At 66.1% G+C, this 19,473-nt stretch carries 14 protein-coding genes; 2 read left to right on the top strand and 12 right to left on the bottom strand.

What is annotated here, in order from left to right:
- The first annotated feature begins 96 nt into the window (after nucleotides 1–96).
- The gene (locus RBJ75_RS02525) at nucleotides 97–1,860 is read left to right on the top strand and encodes a phospholipase D-like domain-containing protein (protein WP_044417238.1); all 1,764 of its coding nucleotides are present in this window, start codon (nucleotides 97–99) and stop codon (nucleotides 1,858–1,860) included.
- Nucleotides 1,861–2,566: 706 nt separating this feature from the next.
- Here RBJ75_RS02525 and RBJ75_RS02520 read toward each other — a convergent pair.
- Nucleotides 2,567–4,123 carry an acyl-CoA carboxylase subunit beta gene (locus RBJ75_RS02520; protein WP_044418787.1) on the bottom strand — a complete coding sequence of 519 codons (1,557 nt, stop codon included), beginning with the start codon at nucleotides 4,121–4,123 and terminating at the stop codon, nucleotides 2,567–2,569.
- The gene (locus tag RBJ75_RS02515; protein WP_276156296.1) at nucleotides 4,053–5,018 is read right to left on the bottom strand and encodes an IclR family transcriptional regulator; all 966 of its coding nucleotides are present in this window, start codon (nucleotides 5,016–5,018) and stop codon (nucleotides 4,053–4,055) included. Before RBJ75_RS02515 ends, RBJ75_RS02520 begins: the two co-directional genes overlap by 71 nt.
- Nucleotides 5,019–5,270: 252 nt before the next feature.
- Here RBJ75_RS02515 and RBJ75_RS02510 point away from each other — a divergent pair, with 252 nt between their 5' ends.
- Nucleotides 5,271–5,492: an acetyl-CoA carboxylase biotin carboxyl carrier protein subunit gene (locus tag RBJ75_RS02510; protein ID WP_044415024.1), complete on the top strand. Its 222-nt coding sequence runs from the start codon at nucleotides 5,271–5,273 to the stop codon at nucleotides 5,490–5,492.
- Nucleotides 5,493–6,330: 838 nt separating this feature from the next.
- On the opposite strand, the gene RBJ75_RS02505 is transcribed toward RBJ75_RS02510, so the two are convergent.
- The 10 genes from RBJ75_RS02505 to RBJ75_RS02460 form a co-directional block, all read right to left on the bottom strand.
- A complete protein-coding gene (locus RBJ75_RS02505; RefSeq protein WP_044414713.1) occupies nucleotides 6,331–8,424 on the bottom strand; it encodes an acetate--CoA ligase family protein in 2,094 nt (697 codons plus the stop codon).
- The gene (locus RBJ75_RS02500) at nucleotides 8,421–8,789 is read right to left on the bottom strand and encodes a Zn-ribbon domain-containing OB-fold protein (protein WP_044414711.1); all 369 of its coding nucleotides are present in this window, start codon (nucleotides 8,787–8,789) and stop codon (nucleotides 8,421–8,423) included. Before RBJ75_RS02500 ends, RBJ75_RS02505 begins: the two co-directional genes overlap by 4 nt.
- On the bottom strand, nucleotides 8,786–9,922 hold the full coding sequence (locus tag RBJ75_RS02495; RefSeq protein ID WP_044414709.1) for a thiolase family protein: 1,137 nt from the start codon (nucleotides 9,920–9,922) through the stop codon (nucleotides 8,786–8,788). The genes RBJ75_RS02500 and RBJ75_RS02495 overlap by 4 nt, the downstream gene beginning before the upstream one ends.
- Nucleotides 9,923–10,331: 409 nt before the next feature.
- Complete coding sequence (locus RBJ75_RS02490) at nucleotides 10,332–11,861, bottom strand: class I adenylate-forming enzyme family protein (protein WP_044414707.1); 1,530 nt, start codon at nucleotides 11,859–11,861, stop codon at nucleotides 10,332–10,334.
- A gap of 161 nt (nucleotides 11,862–12,022) precedes the next feature.
- Complete coding sequence (locus RBJ75_RS02485) at nucleotides 12,023–13,192, bottom strand: acetyl-CoA acetyltransferase (protein WP_044414706.1); 1,170 nt, start codon at nucleotides 13,190–13,192, stop codon at nucleotides 12,023–12,025.
- A gap of 282 nt (nucleotides 13,193–13,474) precedes the next feature.
- Nucleotides 13,475–14,461, bottom strand: a complete 987-nt coding sequence (gene denD, locus RBJ75_RS02480; protein WP_044414704.1) for a D-erythronate dehydrogenase — start codon at nucleotides 14,459–14,461, stop codon at nucleotides 13,475–13,477.
- 268 nt (nucleotides 14,462–14,729) lie between these two features.
- Complete coding sequence (locus tag RBJ75_RS02475) at nucleotides 14,730–15,641, bottom strand: carbohydrate ABC transporter permease (RefSeq protein ID WP_044414703.1); 912 nt, start codon at nucleotides 15,639–15,641, stop codon at nucleotides 14,730–14,732.
- Nucleotides 15,634–16,590 carry a carbohydrate ABC transporter permease gene (locus RBJ75_RS02470; RefSeq protein WP_044414701.1) on the bottom strand — a complete coding sequence of 319 codons (957 nt, stop codon included), beginning with the start codon at nucleotides 16,588–16,590 and terminating at the stop codon, nucleotides 15,634–15,636. Before RBJ75_RS02470 ends, RBJ75_RS02475 begins: the two co-directional genes overlap by 8 nt.
- A gap of 404 nt (nucleotides 16,591–16,994) precedes the next feature.
- A complete protein-coding gene (locus RBJ75_RS02465) occupies nucleotides 16,995–18,320 on the bottom strand; it encodes an ABC transporter substrate-binding protein (RefSeq protein ID WP_044414700.1) in 1,326 nt (441 codons plus the stop codon).
- 58 nt (nucleotides 18,321–18,378) lie between these two features.
- Nucleotides 18,379–19,443 (bottom strand): ABC transporter ATP-binding protein, encoded by a 1,065-nt coding sequence (locus RBJ75_RS02460; RefSeq protein ID WP_044414698.1) that lies wholly within the window; start codon nucleotides 19,441–19,443, stop codon nucleotides 18,379–18,381.
- Nucleotides 19,444–19,473 lie beyond the last annotated feature (30 nt).

Raw genomic sequence — 19,473 nt, 5'->3', positions numbered from 1 at the left:
ACCAACCGACGCCACTTTTGGATTGATCGGGTCCGCGAATGGTTCATACTCAGCATATTTGATACTTGCCGCTGTCCTCAATTGCAGGGGATTTCGATGGCTATCACGCTCAGGGTCCATGCCGGCGCCGACGATGCGTTCATCGCCTGGACGGCGGATTTCATCCCCGAGTGCCGCGGCTTCGCGCTGAAGCGACGGATCAAGCGCGGCACCAGCGCCGACAGCCCCCACACTGTGCGCGCCGCCGACGCCGACGGCTTCGCCGAGGAAATTGTCTCCAGCTGGGTCGGCTTCGCCGACGGTCCCGACGTCCGCAGCGGGACGCGCATGCCGACCACGATCTGGCCGATCCAGAAATATCTGTGGTCGGACTTCACCGTCAATGCCGGCGACATTGTCAGCTACCGGGTGGTGCCGATGCTCGGCGCGTGGAACGCGCTGACCGAAGACGCCAAGCAGGCCTCGCGCTGGAGCGCGCCGCTCACCATCGGCCGCAGTGACGGCAATATCTCGTGCTATTTCAACCGCGGCATTGTCGCCAGCCAATGGCTGGCGCGGCTGCTGCCGAGCGATCCGGACGACCCCACCAAGGACACCACCGCCAAGGGCCGCAAGCTGACGACGATCATCGCCACGCCCGGCGATCGCACCCGCAATTTCCTCGCCGGCGACGTGCGCGACCAGCTGGTGTCGCTGCTCGAGCGCGCCAACAAGGACAAGCGTCACATCTACGCCGCGCTGTTCGAGCTCGAGGACCCCGAGCTGGTGCCGTTGCTGGCGGCATTCGGCAAGCGCGCGCATCTGGTGCTGGGCAATGGCAGCGTCAAGAAAAAGGGCGACGACGAGAACAAGGCGGCCCGCGCCACGCTGAAGAAGGTCTGCGATATCCGCGACCGCTTCTCGGCGCCGCGCGCGCTGGCGCACAACAAATTCCTGGTGATCTGCGGTGCCGGCAAGAAGCCGGCCGCGGTCTGGACCGGCAGCACCAACTGGACCCGGACCGGCCTGTGCACCCAGGCCAACAACGCGCTGCTGATCGAGAACGGCGCCGTCGCCGCAGCCTATCTGGCGCAGTGGACGGCGCTCGCCAAGGCCGGCGACGCGACGCCGGGCAGCCTGCGGCAGGCCAATGCGACGCCGCGCAAGCCGATCCGCAACAAGGCGTTCACGCTGTGGTTCACCCCGATGGCGGAGCCGAACGACCTCGAACAGGCCGGCGCCCTGATCGCCGGCGCGCAGCAGGGCGTCCTGTTCCTGATGTTCAACCCCGGCCCCCGCGGCAGCCTGCTCAACGACATCATCGAACTGGCCTCGCCCGCGAGCCCGCATTACGATCCGCAGCTCTACATCCAGGGTGTGGTCAACCAGAATCCCGGCACCGCCAAAAATCCGGTGACGCTGTTCAATCGCGGCGACCGGATCGACGCCAATGCCGACGTGGTGCTGCCCGCGGCGATCGGCGCGCGATTGAAATACTGGACCAAGGAATTGCTGAAAATGCCGCGCGCCCACGCCATGGTGCACAGCAAAGTAGTGGTGGTCGATCCGTTCGGCGAGCATCCGGTGGTGATGACCGGCTCGCATAATATGGGGCCGAAGGCCAGCGGGGTGAACGACGAGAATCTCGTCATCGTCGAAAACAACGCCGCGCTGGCCGCCGAATACGCCACCAACATCATGGCGATCTACAACCAGTATCGCTGGCGCGCCGCGCAGCGCAAGACGCCGCAGGAAAGCAAATGGGCGGGGCTGGCCGACAATGACCGCTGGCAGATCGGCGCCCCCGACGCCAGCCCGAACACCCAGGCCTACGATCAGCGACGCCGGCGCGAACTCGACTTCTGGTTCGGCCGCGGCTGAAACCAGGCGTCTTCACCAGCGATCGCAGAGTTGCGCGGGACTGCGGCATCCGAGCGTGGCAGCGTAGGCAGACCGCGCTTCGGTGGTGGCGGCTTCGGCAGAACCATGCCTGCCGTGTCCCGGACGCGCTGCAGCGCCCTTCGCGCTGCGGCGCAGAGCCGGGACCCCGCTTGGCGCATCGATACCAGGCACCGGGGCCCCGGCTCTGCAGCGCACCACGCCGCTGCGCGGCGCGTTGCACTGCGTCCGGGGCACGGAAGCAACGTGCTGGCGAGCTATTTGCCGGCGTTCTTCATCGCCGGCACGCTGTGCATCGTCCGGGCACTGATCATCCTCAAGCGGCAGCCGCGGGAGATGGAGACCTCGCGAAATGAACCATCATCACCCGTGTCCCGGACGCGCTGCAGCGCCCTTCGCGCTGCGGCGCAGAGCCGGGACCCCGCTTGGCGCATCGATCACAGCACCGGGGCCCCGGCTCTGCAGCGCACCACGCCGCTGGCGGCGCGTTGCACTGCGTCCGGGGCACGGGCCTCATGGTTCGAGACGGCGCTGCGCGCCTCCTCACCATGAGGGGCAGCAGCCGGGCCGCTGGCGCTGCGCGCCTCCTCCATGAGGGGCAGCAACCAGACCGCGCTGCGCGGCGCCTCACCATGAGGGCAGCAACCAGGCCGCGCTACGTGCCTCCTCATCATGAGGGTGCCGTGGCTTACGGCCGGATCGCCATCCGGGCCTCGCCGGGGGTGCGGAGCGGTTCGGCTAGCCGGGCGAATTCGCACAGCAGCGAGCGCGTCTTGCGCGGGTCGATGATCTCCTCGACCCAGAACCGTTCGGCGGAGCGGAACGGCGAGCGCAGCTTGTTGAGGCGGGCCTCGATTTCCTTCAGCTTGGCGTCGGGATCGGCGGCCTCGGCGATGTCGGCGCGATACGCCGCCTCGATGCCGCCTTCGAGCGGCAGCGAGCCCCAATAGGCCGAGGGCCAGGCATAGCGCATCGAGAAGCGGTTGGCGGGCTGATGCACCACGCCGGCGACGCCGAAGCAATTGCGCACGATGATGGTGCACCACGGCACGGTCGACTGATTGACCGCCGCCATCGCCCGCACGCCATGGCGGATGGTCGCGGCCTTCTCGGCTTCCAAACCGATCATGAACCCCGGACAATCCATCAGATAGACCACCGGCAGATGAAAGGTCTCGGCGAGGTCAACGAAGCGCACCACCTTCTGGCACGCCTCGGCGGTCCAGGAGCCGCCATAATGATAGGGATCGCTGGCCAGCAGCGCCACCGCCCGGCCCTGCAGCCGGGCAAAGCCGGTGATCACCGAGCGGCCGAAATTGGCGCCCATCTCGAAGAACGAGTCCTTGTCGACCACGCTGTCGATGATCGGGCGCATCTTGTAGACTTGGCGACGACTACGCGGCACCGCCTTGATCAGCTTGTCGTCGGCGCGGTTCGGATCGTCGTCGCAGGGCAGCGTCGGCGGCAATTCGTGTACCGACGACGGCAGATAGGACAGGAACCGGCGGGCGCAGGCGAACGCCTCCTCCTCGGTGTCGACCGCATGGTCGACACCGCCGGCGCGGGTCTGGATCTCGGCGCCGCCGAGCTCCTGTTTGGTGAGATCCTGTCCGAGCCGCGCCACCACCGGCGGGCCGGCGACGAACATCGCCGAACTCTTGGTCATCACCGAATAATGGCTGGCGGCAAGCCGCGCCGCTCCCAGCCCCGCGACCGAGCCCAGCCCGAGCCCGACCACCGGCACGCGGGCCATGTTGGCGGTCGTGTAGGCGTACCAGCGGGTGCCGCCGACGCCGCCCGGCAGATTCGACGCGCCCTTGGTCTCGATGGTCTTGACCGAGCCGCCGCCGCCCGAGCCCTCGATCACCCGGATGATCGGCAGCCGGAAATCATGCGCCATTTCCTCGGCCATCAGCGGCTTGGCCGAGATCGAGGCGTCGGCGGAGCCGCCGCGCACGGTGAAATCGTCGCCGACCACCACCACGGTGCGGCCGTCGATCGCGCCGCGGCCGAACACGCAATTCGCCGGCGTCAGTTCGGTGAGTTCGCCATTGTCATTGTATTCGGCGATGCCGGAGACCGCGCCGATTTCGTGGAAGCTGTCTGGATCGACCAGACCGTCGATCCGCTCACGGACGGTGAGCCGGCCCTGGTCGTGCTGGCGCTTGACCTTGTCAGCGCCGCCCATCCGCCGCGCGAAGGATTCGCGCCGGGCGAGTTCGTCCAGTTCCGGCTTCCAGGTCATGCGTATCCTCCGTGTTGTTATTTTTATTTGGGATCGAAGCCGGGCGAATGTCCTGGGCGATGGGGGCTGGGATCGGCTCGCCGTTCTGCACCAGAGCGCCGATGATGCCGCCGAGCTCCAGCAGCGCCGGCGCGACCTCGTCGAACATCCGCGCCTCGCTATACATCGCCGACAGCAGGCCGATATTGACCACCACATAGGTCTGATATTGCGGCGACCAGATCGGCATCGCGATGCCGCTGATATGCGGGCTCCACACCCCGCAGGTGGTGACGTAGCCGCGCTCGCGCAGCATCGCGCGGTTGGCGTCGATCCGCTCGCGCAGAATCGCGGCGTCGCCGGGATTCTCCCGCTGCATTTCGGCCAGCATGCCGCTGGCGACATCCTCGTCGAGCGCCGCCGTATAGGCGTTGCCGGCGGCGGTGCGCGCCATCGCGATCCGGCTGCCGGTGACCGAATGCAGGCCCAGCGCGTGCGGCGCGCGGGCATATTCCAGATAGACCATGTGGAACCGATCCGGGATCAGAAAGCCGACAGTGCCGGGAATCTGCCCGGCGACCTCCTCCAGTCGCGACCGGATCAGATTGCGCAATTGCAGTCCCTGCACGATCGAGGTGCTCATCGCCACGGCGCTGGGGCCGATGCGATATTTCTGATCGCACGGCAGATACACCAGCTGCCCCATCCGGGTCAGCGTATGGGTGAGCCGCGACACCGTCGAGCGCGGCAGCCCGCAACGGTTGGAGATTTCCAGATTGCCGAGCCGCGCCTCGTGGCCCTCGAAGCAGCGCAGCACGTCGAACGCGCGCGACACCACCTGAATCACATCGCCAACGCCGGCGAGATCGCTGGCGATCATTCCTTGCTTGCTGAGCCGTTCGGAGCGTCGTCCCATGATTTTCCCACGTGTTTTTTGAGGAGCCGCTGCGCTTGCACCGGGCCGCCCATCGGCCCGATCCAGCACACGCGGCGTATTCCGCATTGCGGAATATAATTCCACTTGAAGACCACGCTACATCAGGCAATCTGCACTCACAACACCAACCCGCCGGGAGCGCTCGCTTCCATTCGACCACTCAGCGCAAGATTTTCTTGGGATACCGCCGCTCCGGTTGTGGGCGCGCGGCAGCGCACGCCGGAGAATGTAATGCCCGACATCAAAATCATCACCGAAGTGGCCGGACGAATCTGCGCCTTGCCCGTGGCGGTCGGCGACGGCGTCGGCGAAGGCGACGACATCGTCTTCGTCGAAGCCATGAAGATGGAAATCCCGGTCGCGGCACCAGCCGACGGAACCCTGAAATCGCTCCATGTCAGCCTCGACGACGTCGTCGCCGAAGGCCAGCTGGTGGCGATCGTCGCGACCTGAGCCGCGGGGCGACAACGGCGGTGCCCGCCTAAAAACGCGAACGCGTGCCATCGCCAAAGCCCACTCGCAAAATGCAACGTGCCCCGGATGCAGCGCAACACGCCGCACTGGCGGCGTGGTGCGCTGCTAAGCCGGGGCCCCGCTTGGGTTGCACCGTTGAACCGGGGTCCCGGTTCTGCGCAGCGGCATAAGAATGCCGCAGCGCGCCCGGGACACGGGCAATTATCTTCTTCCTGCTCCGCGATAACGCAGCGTGCCCCGGATGCTGCGCAACACGCCGCACTGGCGGCGTGGTGCGCTGCTAAGCCGGGGCCCCGCTAAACTTGGCGACGCTCGAACCGGGGTCCCGGTTCTGCGGAGCAGCGCTACGCGCTGCACCGCGCCCGGGACACGAGTCGTCGCTAAGTGTCCGGCCCGAAGAGAGATGGAATCGAACTGGGGTCTCAACTTCGTCATTGCGAGGAGCGAAGCGACGACGCAAGCCAGTCCTTGCTTAGCGCCCCTGGATTGCTTCGCTGTCGGACGGCGCTACGCGCCGGCCTCGGCTCGCAATGACGAATCGCGGAGACCTGACCGGGCGGGTGCGCGGCTGATAACGCGCACAACTCAAACGTCCGCTCAACGCGGCGAACGTGCCCCGGATGCAGCGCAGCGCGCCGCACTGGCGGCGTGGGGCGCTGCCAAGCCGGGGCCCCGCTAAACTTGGCGACGCTCGAACCGGGGTCCCGGTTCTGCGGAGCAGCGCTACGCGCTGCACCGCGCCCGGGACACGGGTAGTTCTTCCTGGGAGCGCGGTGGCCACGCGGCGTACGCCGGCCGCGTCGCGATGACGTGCCGGTCAGGCGGCCTTGAACACCACGGCGTCGACGACGACGCAGCCTTGGCCGGCCGAGTTCAGCATCACCGGGTTGAGGTCGATGCTCATCACGCCGGCCTCGGGATCGCGCATCAGATTGCCGATCCGGACCACGGCGTCGCACAGCGCGTCGATGTCCATCGGCTCCTCGCCGCGCACGCCCGACAAGAGCGGCGCGATGCGCAAGGTCGCCAGCGCGTCGCGGACGTCACTGGTGGTGAAGGGCGGCAGCAGCAATTTGGTATCGGCGAAGATCTCGACATATTTGCCGCCATCGCCGACCACCACGGTCGGGCCGAACACCGGGTCGCGATGCGCGCCGATCATCACTTCGCGGCGGCCGCCGGCCATCGCGGCGATGATGACGCCGTCGAATGCCGCATTCTGCTTGCGGATGATGGCCTCCATCTGGGCGTAGATCTCGCCGGCCTCCTCCCTTGTCTTGATCCCGAGCCTGACCAGGCCAAGTTCGGATTTATGCGCGATGTCGGCCGAGCAGCCCTTCACCACGACCGGGCCGCCGATGGTCTCGAAGGCGGCGATCGCCTCGGCGCGCGAGCGGCACAGCCGATGCGCCACCACCGCAATGCCGCGCGCCGCCAGCAGCGCCAGACTATCGGCCTCGTTCAGCATCGTGGTGGTGGCCGGAACCGGCAGCAGCGGATCGGCCGGATCGCGGCTCGCGCGGCGCGCCATGGTGCGCGCCATCAATTCGCGATGCGCCAGGAACTGATGCAGCGCCGTCACCGCCTCGACCTCGGTGGGAAACACCGAGGCGCCTTCGGCGGCGAATTGCCTGGCGACGCTGGGCTGGGTCGCCGCCACCACCAGCGGCTTGCCGGTCTGCCTGGCGAAGGCGGCGGAATCGCGGGCGAAAGCCTCGACGTCATAGCCGGGGCCGGCGACCGGCACGCCGATCAGGAACGCATCGGCCGCGGGGTCCTCGGCGATCACCGGCAGGATGTCGCCGAACAGCCGGCTATTCGACAACAGCGCCGCGGTGAGATCGATCGGATTGGTGGTGGTGGCAAAGCTCGGCAGAATGGCTTTCAGCTTCTGGTCGGTGGCCGGCGCCAGTTGCGCCATCGGCATTCCGACACTGGTGGCGGCATCCGCCGTCATCACGCAGACCGCGCCGGAATTGCTGATCGCCACCAGCCGGCGCCCCTGCGGCTTCCAGCCCTTCAGATAGAGCTCGGTGGCCTCCACCAGGCCGCGCATATCCTGCGCGCGCCAGATGCCGTGATCGGCCAGGAACGCATCGACCACGCGGTCCTCATTGGCGAGCGCGCCGGTGTGCGACTGCGCGGCCTGCTTGCCGGCCTCGGTGCGGCCGGATTTCAGCGCCACGATCGGCAGGTCGCGATCCAGCGCGATGGCGGCGAGTTCTTCCAGATATTTCTTGTCCGGGATGCTCTCCAGATAGAGCAGCATCAGCTTGACTTCGGAATCCTCGGCGACCGCGCAGGCCAGCTCGCCGACGGTGATATCGGAATCATTGCCGGTGGCGTGGGTATGGCGGACGCCGATGCCCTTCTGCCGCAGGAAGCCGACCGGCACGGTCGACAGCGCGCCGGACTGGCTCAGCATCGCGACGTGGCCGGAGGCGCGATCCATGTCCATGAACATGGTGGAGAACGAGGCGATGGCGCCGGTACCGAAATTGGCGAGGCCCTGCGAATTCGGACCGACGATCCGCATCCCGGCTTTGTGCGCCACCTCGACCATGCGGCGTTCCTTGGCCTTGCCTTCGACGGCGTCGACCTCGCCGAAGCCCGACGCCATCACCACGGCGATCTTGACGCCGGCGGCGGCGCAATCCTCGACCGCGCCGATGGCGTTGTCGCCCGCCACCGCGACGATCACCATCTCGGGGGCCTCGGGCAGATCGGCCAGACTCGGGTAGCATTTGTGGCCCTGCACCTCGGGCCGCGACGGATTGATCGGGAAGATCTTGCCCTTGAAGCCGAATTTGTCGAGATAGTGCACCGGACGGCCGCCGACCTTGTTGGGATTGTCCGAGGCGCCGATGATGGCGACGGATTGCGGATCGAGTGCGGCCTTCAGACGGCTCATGAGGTGGTCCTTTCGAAATAGGGAACGAGGCGGCCGGTGAAGCGTGCAAAGCGCGCGGTCACCCGGTCGCCGATAGCAAGATCATTGGCGCCATGCGCCATCATCCGAAAGCCTTCGGCGGCATCGATCAGCAGAAGCGCGAACGGCAGATATTCGCGCGCCTCCGGCGTCGCGGCGCGACAGACCAAAGTGGCGGCATGGACCACGCCCGCGCCGCTGGCCTGCTGCAAGGCCAGATCATTGCCGCCGCAGGCCGCGCAGAAATCGCGGCGGAAATATTGTTTGGCGCCGCAGGCCTTGCATTGCTGATAGAGGATCGCCTCGGCGCCCCCGGTCCAGTCTTTCGTTGCGTTGGCGTCGCTCATCGCAGCCGCTCCAGAAACATGCTGACATGCGACGACAACACGCCGCCATCGCCATGCAGCAGCGCCAGCGAGGCGTCGCGGACCTGGCGATTGCCGGCGCGGCCGGTCATCTGCAGATGGGTTTCGACCAGATGCGCCATCGCGCCGCCGACGCCGCAATGGCCGTAGCTGAGCAGGCCGCCATGGGTATTGAGCGGCATCGCGCCGTGCTGACCGAAATGCCCGGCCCGCGCCTGCGCCGCCGCCTCGCCGCGCGGCGCCAGGCCAAGGTCTTCCAGCAGCATCAGCAGCGTGATGGTGAAGCTGTCATAGACCGCCGCATAATTCACATCGCTGATCGCAACGCCGCTGGCCGATTTGGCGCGCGCGATAGCGAGTTCCGCGCCCGACGGGCCATCCGCCGGCATCGCGGTGACGTGCTGATGGGTATGGGCCTGAGCGCAGCCGCGCACCTTGACGCGACGCTCGCTGGTCGGCTCGCGGCTGACGATCAGCGCCGCGCCGCCATCCGACACCGGGCAGCAATCCAGCAGCTTCAACGGCAGCGCGACCGGCTTCGACGCCATCACATCGGCGACGCTGATCGGATCGCGAAACTGCGCGCCCGGATGGGTCGCCGCATGGGCGCGCATCAGCACCGCGAGTTCGGCGAGGTCTTGCTGCGTCACGCCATGTTGGTGCATGTAGCGCGAGGCGACCAGGCCGTAATAGGCCGGGATCGTCGGCCCCAGCGGGACTTCGTAGAGCGGGTGGCCGACCTGCGCCAACGCCTGCACCGAGGCGTCGCGGCTCTGGCCGCTGAGGCGGTTTTCGCCGCCGACCACCAGCACATGGCGCGCCGCGCCGGCCTCGACCAGCTGATGCGCCAGCATCGCCATCGCCATGCCGGTGGCGCCGCCGACCTGCACGGCGTGGCAATAGGCCGGCTGAATGCCGAAATGCTCGGCGAACACTGTCGCCAGCATGATATGCGGCATCGTGGTGGAATAGCCGCAGAGCAGCCCGTCAATGTCGCCGCGCTGCAAGCCGGCATCCGCGATCGCCAGTTCGGCCGCGTCGCGCATCAAGGACAGCGTGGTGCAGCCGTCGAGCTTGCCGAAGGCGGTGAGGCCGACGCCGGTGATGAAGCTCATGCCGCCGCCATGCGCTGGAACGCAAAAAGCCCGACGCGGCGCGCGGGCCTCAGCCGGTCAAAGACGCTGGCGCGCATGGGTTCCATGGTCGGTTTCGCTCCCGGCAATCGCGCGGCGCTGTTGGCGCGCCGTCATTCTGCGGTCTAGTAACGGCATGGGATCGGCAAGATCAAGGGCCGGCGGCGTATGCGGCCATGCGCGCGACGCCGCGACACAACGCAACTCTCAATACGTGCCCCGGATACTGCGCAACGCGCCGCCCTTGCGGCGTGGTGCGCTGCTAAGCCGGGGCCCGGGTTTGGGGCGCGCAGCAAGGGGCGCGGTGTGGGGAGCGCAGGAAAGCGGGGTCCCGGCTCTGCGCGGCAGCGCTTCGCGCTGCGGCGCGTCCGGGACACGGGATGAAATCCGTCTACTCCTTCAGCATTTTGCGCAGCTCGGTTTTCAGCACTTTGCCATAATTGTTCTTCGGCAGTTGATCGAGATAGATGTAGCGCTTGGGTCGCTTGAAGCGGGCGATCGCGTTGAGGCAATGGGCGTCGAGCGCGGCGTCGCTCCGCGCCGCGCCGTCTTCGAGCACGACGCAGGCCACCACGGTCTCGCCCCATTCCGGATCGGCAACGCCGATCGCCGAGACCTCGCGGATATCGGGGTGCGTGAGCAGCGCCTCCTCGACCTCGCGCGGATAGATATTGGTGCCGCCGGAAATGATCACGTCCTTGGAGCGATCCGACAGCGTCAGGAAGCCGTCATTGTCGAGCCGGCCGACATCGCCGGTGCGCAGCCAGCCGTCCTTCAGCGTCTCGGCATTGGCGCTGGGATTGTTCCAATAGCCCAGCATCACGGTCGGGCCCCGGGCCTCGATCTCGCCGGTCTCGCCGGCCGGCAAAGGCTTGCCGTCGGCATCGGTGATCCGCACCGAGATCGCGCTTTGCGCGGTGCCGACCGAGGCCAGGCGTTCGAGATAGCGCGGATGATCGACGGCGCCGTGCCATTCGCGTTGCAGCGAGGTGATGGTCATCGGCGACTCGCCCTGGCCGTAGATCTGCACGAAGCGCTGGCCCATCACGGCGATCGCGCCGCGGATATCGGCCAGATACATCGGGCCGCCGCCATAGACGATGGTGCGGATGCCGTCGCCGCTCTCGCCGCGCTTTTTGGCGGCGTCGACCAGCCGCCGCACCATGGTTGGAGCCGCGAACATCGCGACGTTGCGCAGCTGCTTGCCGAGATCCAGCACTTCATCGGGATCGAAGCCGCCGCTTTCCGGCACCACATGGCGGGCGCCGCAGCGGATGTGAATGAAATTATACAGCCCGGCGCCATGCGACAGCGGCGCGGCATAGAGCGCGGCGTCGTCGGACGACACCTGATCGACATCGGCCAGATAGCACAGCGACATCGCCACCAGATTGCCGTGGCTCAGCATCACGCCCTTGGGCCGCCCGGTGGTGCCCGAAGTGTAGAACAGCCAGGCGAGGTCATGGTCGGCGCGCGCCACCGGCGCCGCGTCGCCGGTGCCGTCGCGCAGCCGGCGATACTCCGCGCCGTCGACCGACAGCGAGCGCAATAGCGGCGGCAGATCGCCGGCCGCTTCCGTCAGGGCCTCGACGGTGTCGTCGCCAATCAGCGCCAGCCTGGCGTCGGCGTCGCGGCAGATCCAGGCGGCCTCGCGGCCGTGCAGCTTGGCGTTGATCGGGATCGCCACCGCGCCGGCCCACCAGATGCCGTAAAGGCATTCGAGATATTGCGTGCAATTGGTCATGAACAGCGCGACACGGTCGCCCGGCGCGATCGCATAATCGCGCGCCAGCGCCGCGCCGAAGGCGGCCGCGCGGGCCGCGAATGTCGCGTAGTCGGCCTCGACCCGGGTGCCGCTCAGCAGCGCCGGCGCCTCGGGTCGCAGCCGCGCGGACGCCGCCAGCCAGTCCGCCACATTCATCGTCGGGGTCTCTCAGTTGTCCCAAGGATCACTGGCGCTGACTCACGGCTCGTCTTGGCCGGGCTTGTTCCGGCCATCCACGCCTTGAGGGCGTCCACGGGGCCCACGACGTGGATGCCCGGCACAGGCGGGCATGACGACGGAGAGGCAATCACCATGACTTACTTCGCGGGCTCGAGCACCGAGACATAATTGGCGACCGCGGCGCCGCCCATGTTGAAGATGCCGGCGAGCTTGGCGTCCTTGATCTGGATGCCTTCGGGCGCCTGTCCCAGCAGTTGCATCGCGCTCAGCACATGCATCGAGACGCCGGTGGCGCCGATCGGATGGCCCTTGGCCTTGAGGCCGCCGGACGGGTTGATCGGCAGCTTGCCGTCCTTCTGGGTCCAGCCTTCCTTGATGGCGCGGGCGCCCTGCCCCTTCGGGGTCAGGCCCATCGCCTCATATTCGATCAGCTCGGCGATGGTGAAGCAATCATGGGTCTCGACAAAGGACAGATCGTTCAGCGTGACGCCGGCCTTGTCCAGCGCGCGCTGCCAGGCCACGGTGCAGCCTTCGAATTGCAGAATGTCGCGCTTCGACATCGGCAGGAAATCCTGCGCATGGGCGGTGGCCTTGATATTCACCGCCTTGCCCATCGACTTCGCGGTCTCGGCATCGGTCAGCACCAGCGCGGCGGCGCCGTCCGACACCAGCGAGCAATCGGTGCGCTTCAAGGGACCGGCGACGAAGGGATTCTTCTCGCCCTCGGCGCGGCAGAACTCGTAGCCGAAATCCTTGCGCATCTGCGCATAGGGGTTGGACACGCCATTATGATGGTTCTTGGCGGCGATCATCGCCAAAGCGTCGGACTGGTCGCCATATTTCTGGAAATATTTTTGGGCGATGATGCCGAACACCCCGGCGAAGCCGGCCGGCGTATCGCCGTCCTCGACGAGGTAAGAGGCGCGCAGCAGGTTCTTGCCGATCTCCGGCCCCGGCGTGCGCGTCATCTGCTCGACGCCGACCACCAGCACGATCTTCGCGGCCCCCGCCTCGATGGCGCGGATGCCCTGATGCACCGCGGCCGAGCCGGTGGCGCAGGCGTTCTCGACCCGGGTGGCCGGCTTGAAGCGCAGCGCCGGATCGGCCTGCAGCACCAAGGCGGCGGTGAAATCCTGCGGCGAGAAGCCGGCGTTGAAATGCCCGAGCACGATCTCGTCGACATCGGATGCCGCAATGCCGGCATCGGCGATCGCCTCATTGGCGACCTTGACGATCATTCCCTCGACGGTCTCGGCGTCGAATTTGCCGAACGGTGTATGGGCCCATCCAACGATGCTGGCACTCATGGCGATTCTCCCTGAAAGCGTGTGATCACGTCTGGCGTCCAATATAGGATGACCGACAGCCAAAAAGCACCCCCGCCGGGCGGCGGATTGTGCGGATTTTTCGGCAGGTCAGCCTTGCGGCCGCCGCGGCCTCGGGGCCTAGCCGCCCGGACACAACTCCGTCATTGCGAGGCAGGGCCGGCGCAACGCGCCGCGCGCAGGCGAAGCAATCCAGGGGCTCAGTGCACGACGCCCCTGGATTGCTTCGTCGCTACGCTCCTCGCAATGACGAGAGTGGGACGCTCAGGCGACGAAATGGCCGTCGAGTTCGTCCTCGATATGGATCCGGATGATGTCGTCAAAACTCTGCTCGGCGGTGGTGAAGCCGAGTTGCCGCGCGCGGTCGGTGACGAAATCGCGCGGCCAGCCGGAGACGATGCCGGTGATCACCGGATCGGGCTGGCGCCGGATCCGCGCCACCACATTCTTGCCGGCGACGCGCTCCAGCGCCGCGATCTGTTCGCCCACCGTCGCCGACAGGCCGGGCATGCTCAGATTGCGCCGCGGCCCTAACGCCGCAGTGTCCATGGTGGCGGCATGGAGCAGGAAGCCGACCGCCGAGCGCGGCGAGGCGTGCCAGTGCCGCACATCGTCGCCGACCGGCAGCACCGCCTCCTGCCCGGCCAGCGGCTCGCGCATGATATTGGAGAAGAAGCCCGACGCCGCCTTGTTGGGCTTGCCTGGCCGCACGCAGATCGTCGGCAGCCGGATGCCGATGCCATCCATGAACCCCTTGCGGGTGTAATCGGCGATCAGCAATTCGCAGATCGATTTCTGGGTGCCGTAGCTGGTCAGCGGGGTGTGAAAGAACTCATCGCCGATCTGCGGCGGAAACGGCGCTCCGAACACCGCGATCGACGAGGTGAATACCAACCGTGGCTTGTAACCGCCGCCGGCATGGCGGATGGCGTCGATCAGATGCCGGGTGCCGTCGAGATTGATGCGGTAGCCCTTGTCGAATTCGGCCTCGGCCTCGCCGGAGACGATCGCCGCCAGATGAAAGATCACGTCGGGCCGATGCGCCAGGAGCGGCGCGGCGGCCGCCGGATCGGCGAAGTCGCTAGTGACGATGCTGATCGCGATCGAGGCATCGAGCGGCTTTGTCGGCGCCACCACGTCCTGCAGCGTCATCCGGGTGATCTCGCGATGGCCCAGTTGGCCGTCGCGCAGCAGCCGCTCGGTGAGTTTGCGCCCGACCATGCCGGCGGCGCCGAGAATGAGAATGTGCAAATTTCGGCTCCTTGTCGTGTTCTTATAAATACAATTTCGGCTCGGACTAGTCGTTCGTCATTCCGGGATGCGCTTCAGCCGGCGCAGCCGGCTGCAGTGCAGGCCCGGAATCCATACGCCGCAGTGCCGCGTATTGTCGATGCCGTCGATCTCATTTCGGCCAGGGGATATGGATGCCGGGCTCGCTCGCAGCTGGCGCTGCTCACGCCCCGGCATGACGGCCTTTCGTGTTGCGAACCCATCGCCCGGAACGCCGCCGTGAACAAACCTATTCCTTCACCGCGCCGGTCATCGCCGAGACGTAGTGTTCGACGAAGAACGCATAGAGGATCACCAGCGGCAGTGAGCCGACCAGCGCGCCGGCCATCAGCGAGCCCCATTTGTAGATGTCGCCGTCGACGAATTCATTGACGATCGCCACCGGCACGGTCTTGTTCTGGGTCGATTGCAGGAAGGTCAACGCGTAGATGAACTCGTTCCAGCACAGCGTGAAGGAGAAGATGAAGGCCGAGATCAGCCCCGGCACCGCCAGCGGCACCACGATCTTGGTCAGGATCTGCCAACGCGAGGCGCCGTCGATCAGCGCGCATTCCTCGAGTTCGAACGGGATGGTCTTGAAATAGCCCATCAGCAGCCAGGTCGAAAACGGGATCAGCAATGTCGGATAGACCAGGATCAGCGCCAGCGGCGAATCGAACAGCCCATAGGCCTGGATCACCGAGGCCAGCGGAATGAACAGGATCGACGGCGGCACCAGATAGGCCATGAAGATCACCGCGCCGACGGTCTGGGCGCCGCGAAACCGCAGCCGCACGATCGCATAGGCGGCGAGCACGCTGGCCACGATCGACAGCGTGGTGGCGCAGGCGGCGACATACATCGTGTTCCACAGCCAGCGCGGATAGTCGGTCTCGAACAGCAGCTTGGAGATGTGCTTGAATGTCGGCTTCACCACCCAGAACGGGTTGTAGCTGTCCATGTCGATCAGCTGCTCGTCCGGCTTGATCGCCGTCAGGCCCATCCAGTAGAACGGAAACAGCAGCACCACCAGGATGACGAACAGCGGCAGATACAGCGTCACCAGCCGTCGTGGCAGCGACTCCAGATAGCTCATGCCGTCGCTGTCGTCGTCCTTGGCGGTGGTCGCGGCGACGACTCGTGGGGCGAATGTGTCAGTCATTGTCTGAGCCTTGCTGCCATTTGCGGCGTTGCATGCCGAACCAGGAAATCGCGATCGCCGCGCACAGGAACGGGATCATCGCGGTGGCGATCGCCGCGCCCTCCCCGAGCCGGCCCGACAGAATGCCGCGCTGATAGCTCAGCGTCGCCATCAGATGCGTCGAGTTCACCGGGCCGCCGCGGGTCAGCGCCCAGATCAATTGAAAATCGGTGAAGGTGAACAGCACCGAAAACGTCATCACCACGGCGATGATCGGCGTCAGCAGCGGATAGGTGATGTAGCGAAAGCGCTGCCACGAGGTGGCGCCGTCCAGCGTCGCGGCCTCGTAGAGCGACGGCGACACCGTCTGCAGCCCGGCCAGCAGCGTGATGGCGACGAACGGCACGCCGCGCCAGATATTGGCGAAGATCACGCTGCCGCGCGCCATGTTGGGATCGCCGAGGAAATTGATATTCTCGGTGATCAGCCCCATTTTGATCAGCGACCACGAGATGATCGAAAACTGCGCGTCATAGATCCACCAGAACGCGATCGCCGACAGCACCGTGGGGACGATGAACGGCACCAGCACGGCGGCGCGGATCAGCGCCTTGAACGGCATGTGCCGGTTGAGCAGCAGCGCCAGATACAGGCCGACGGCGAATTTGATGGCGCTGGCCACGATGGTGTAGAGCAGCGTGTTGAACACGCTGAGCCAGAACACCGAATCGTCCCACAGCCATTGGTAGTTCTCCAGCCCGATAAAGACCCCGGTGCGGCCGATCCGCTCGTCGGTGAAGCTCATCCACACCCCGAGAAACAGCGGATAGGCCAGAAACAGGATCAGGAAGGCGGCGGCCGGCAGCATGAACCAGGCCGCCAGCCAGCTGTGATTGGTGCTCAGCCGCTGCCACGAAGAGGCAGCCGGCGCCGGCTTGCGTTGCGGCAGCGAGGTCTCGACGGTGGTCATCGCTCTGCCTCTCCAGCTTCGATCAAAACGGCCATCATCGCATCTCTTTCGTCATCGCATCTTCGCCGCAGCAGCAATCCCCAGCGTCATTGCGAGGAGCGAAGCGACGAAGCAATTCAGCGCTGAGCGTGACGCCCCTGGATTGCTTCGCCCGTCGGCCGGCGCTGCGCACCGACCGACGGCTCGCAATGACGGCTCAACCCTCAACATCGCCACCGTGCCCCGGATGCTGCGCAACGCGCCGCCGTGGGATGCCGGCGCAGCAACCGGGGTCCCGGTTCTGCGGAGCGGCGCGGAGCCTGTGCTCGGGCCGCGCGTAGCGCGGACCCGAGTGCGCCGCGCCGCGCCCGGGACGCGGTGGTTGGCGCCGGCGCGAACAATGCACGCGCCGGCGCCGGGATCGATCACGACCGATAGATCCGCTTGGCCTGGCGTTCGGCCGAGGCCATTGCGCCTTTCACGTCCTCGCGGCCGGTGGCGTAATTGGCGAACATGTCGACCACGATGAAATCGGCGATCGCGGCTGCGGCGTTTTCATTGAGCTGGCCGAGCCCGGCCGGCGTCGAGGCGGTCTTGGCGACGTCGCGATACGGCGTCGTCTTCGGGTCCGCGGTCCACACCGGATTGTTGTCGTAGGCGAGCAGGAAGTGCGACAGATAACCCTGCGCCGCTTCGATCCACGGATTGAACTGCGGCGGCTCCAGCAGGAAGGCGGTGAAGGCCTTGCAGGCCTTCGGGTATTTGGTGAAGTTGAAGATCAGGATCGGGAAGCCGAGATGCAATTCGCGGGTCTTGCCGTCGAGCCCGGGCGGCAGATGGGCGTGGTTCATGTCCTCGGCGATCTGCGGTGCGCTCTTCTTGGCCGCCACATAGATCGAGATGCCGTTGACGGTGAGATGCAGCTGCTCGGCGAGGAACGCCTTGTTGTTGGATGAATCGTTCCACGACGCGGTGCCGGGCACGAAGCTCTCATAGAGCTTCTTGACATAGTCCAGCGACTTGGCGGTCTCCGGCGAATTGATCACCACCTTGTTGTCCTTGTCGACCAGATTGCCGCCATGAGCCCACAGCGCCCAATGCAGCCAGCCATTTGCGTCGCCCGAGGCGTGACCCAGCGCCATGCCGCCGGGCGTGCCGTTCTTGTTCATGCCCTGCATCAGATCGAGGAAGCCGCCGAGGTCGTCGGGGAATTTGCTGTGGCCGGCCTTTTCCATCGCCTTGATGCGGTAGTTCACCAGACCGCCGGTGGCGGCCACCGGAATGCCGATCCACTTATTTCCCATCATCCCGTAGGCCTTGCCGGAATCGGCCCAGCCGCCGCATGTCTTGCCGAGATAATCGGCGACGTCGGTGACGTCGGTGCATTTGCTGGGGAACAGGAACGGCAGCGAATACAGCCCCCACACCATGTCGAGGCCCTGCCCGGTATTGGCGGCGACCGAGGCCTTGGGCTGGATGTCGTCATAGGATTCGTTGGAGACGGTGATGGTGGTGCCGGTCGCCTTCTGGAACGCATCGACGATCTTCATGAAGGCGACGTCTTCGGCTTCGACGAAACGCTTCCAGCGCAGCAGATTGATCTTGGCGCCCGGCTCCGGCTTCCACGGCGAGTCCGCGGCCCAAGCCTTGGCGTAACCCAGCAGCTGATCGGCGGACATCGTCGCCGCCGCGGCCAGCGTGATCGCGCCGCCCTTGAGCAGCGAGCGGCGGTCGGGTGTGAAATCGGTCATGCTCTGTCTTCTCCCTGGCTATTGGTTCGTTGATCGACCAATTAGTTATTTCAGGACATCATAGACGCTTACCGGACTCCTGATCGAACAGATGCGCGGCGCTGGGCCGCGGCTGCAGATGGATGATATCGCCGGGCCGCACCGGGCGGCGGTCGCGGAAGATCGCGATGATCTCCTGGGTACCGATCCGCGCCACCAGCTGGGTTTCGGAGCCGGTCGGCTCCACCACCGCGACTTCGGCCCGGATGCCACTATCGGCGAATTCCAGATGCTCGGGGCGAATCCCATAGGTCACCGCGCGGCCATCGGAGCCGGCCGGGACCGCGGTGATCGGCAGCTTGGCGCCATTGGCAGTCTCGACCCAGGGTTGGCCGCCATTGACCTTGATCGTGCCCTCGAGAAAATTCATCGCCGGCGAGCCGATGAAGCCGGCGACGAATTTGTTGTCCGGGCGGTCGTACAGATCGAGCGGCGCGCCCATCTGCTCGACAATGCCGTCCTGCATCACCACGATCTTATCCGCCATGGTCATGGCCTCGATCTGGTCATGGGTGACATAGACGGTGGTGGTTTGCAGCCGCTGATGCAGTTCCTTGATCTCGGTACGCATCGCGACGCGCAGCTTGGCGTCGAGATTGGACAGCGGCTCGTCGAACAGGAACACTTGCGGATCGCGGACGATGGCGCGGCCCATCGCGACGCGCTGGCGCTGGCCGCCGGAGAGCTGGCGCGGAAACCGGTCGAGCAGCTTGCGCAAATCGAGAATGTCGGCGGCGCGGTTGACCTTCTCGGTGATCTCCGCCGCATTGGCGCCGCGCAGCTTGAGCGAAAAGCCCATATTCTGCTCGACCGTCATGTGCGGATACAGCGCGTAGTTCTGGAACACCATGGCGATGTCGCGCTCTTTGGGCTGCACGTCGTTGACGACGCGGTCGCCGATCGAGATCGTCCCCGAGGTGATTTTCTCCAGCCCCGCCAGCATCCGCAGCAGGGTCGACTTGCCGCAGCCGGAGGGCCCGACCAGGACCACGAAGGCGCCGTCCTCGATCGGGACCGACACGCCATGAAGCACTTCAAATCCGCCGAATGACTTGCGCACGTCGTGAATCTGCACCGACGCCATCCAGTCCCCTCCCGCTATCATCCGTCCCGC

Source organism: Rhodopseudomonas sp. BAL398 (genome assembly GCF_033001325.1).
GTDB lineage: Bacteria > Pseudomonadota > Alphaproteobacteria > Rhizobiales > Xanthobacteraceae > JARJEH01.
Note: the sequence above shows the minus strand (reverse complement) of the source record. Positions and strands in the feature narration are given on the sequence as shown.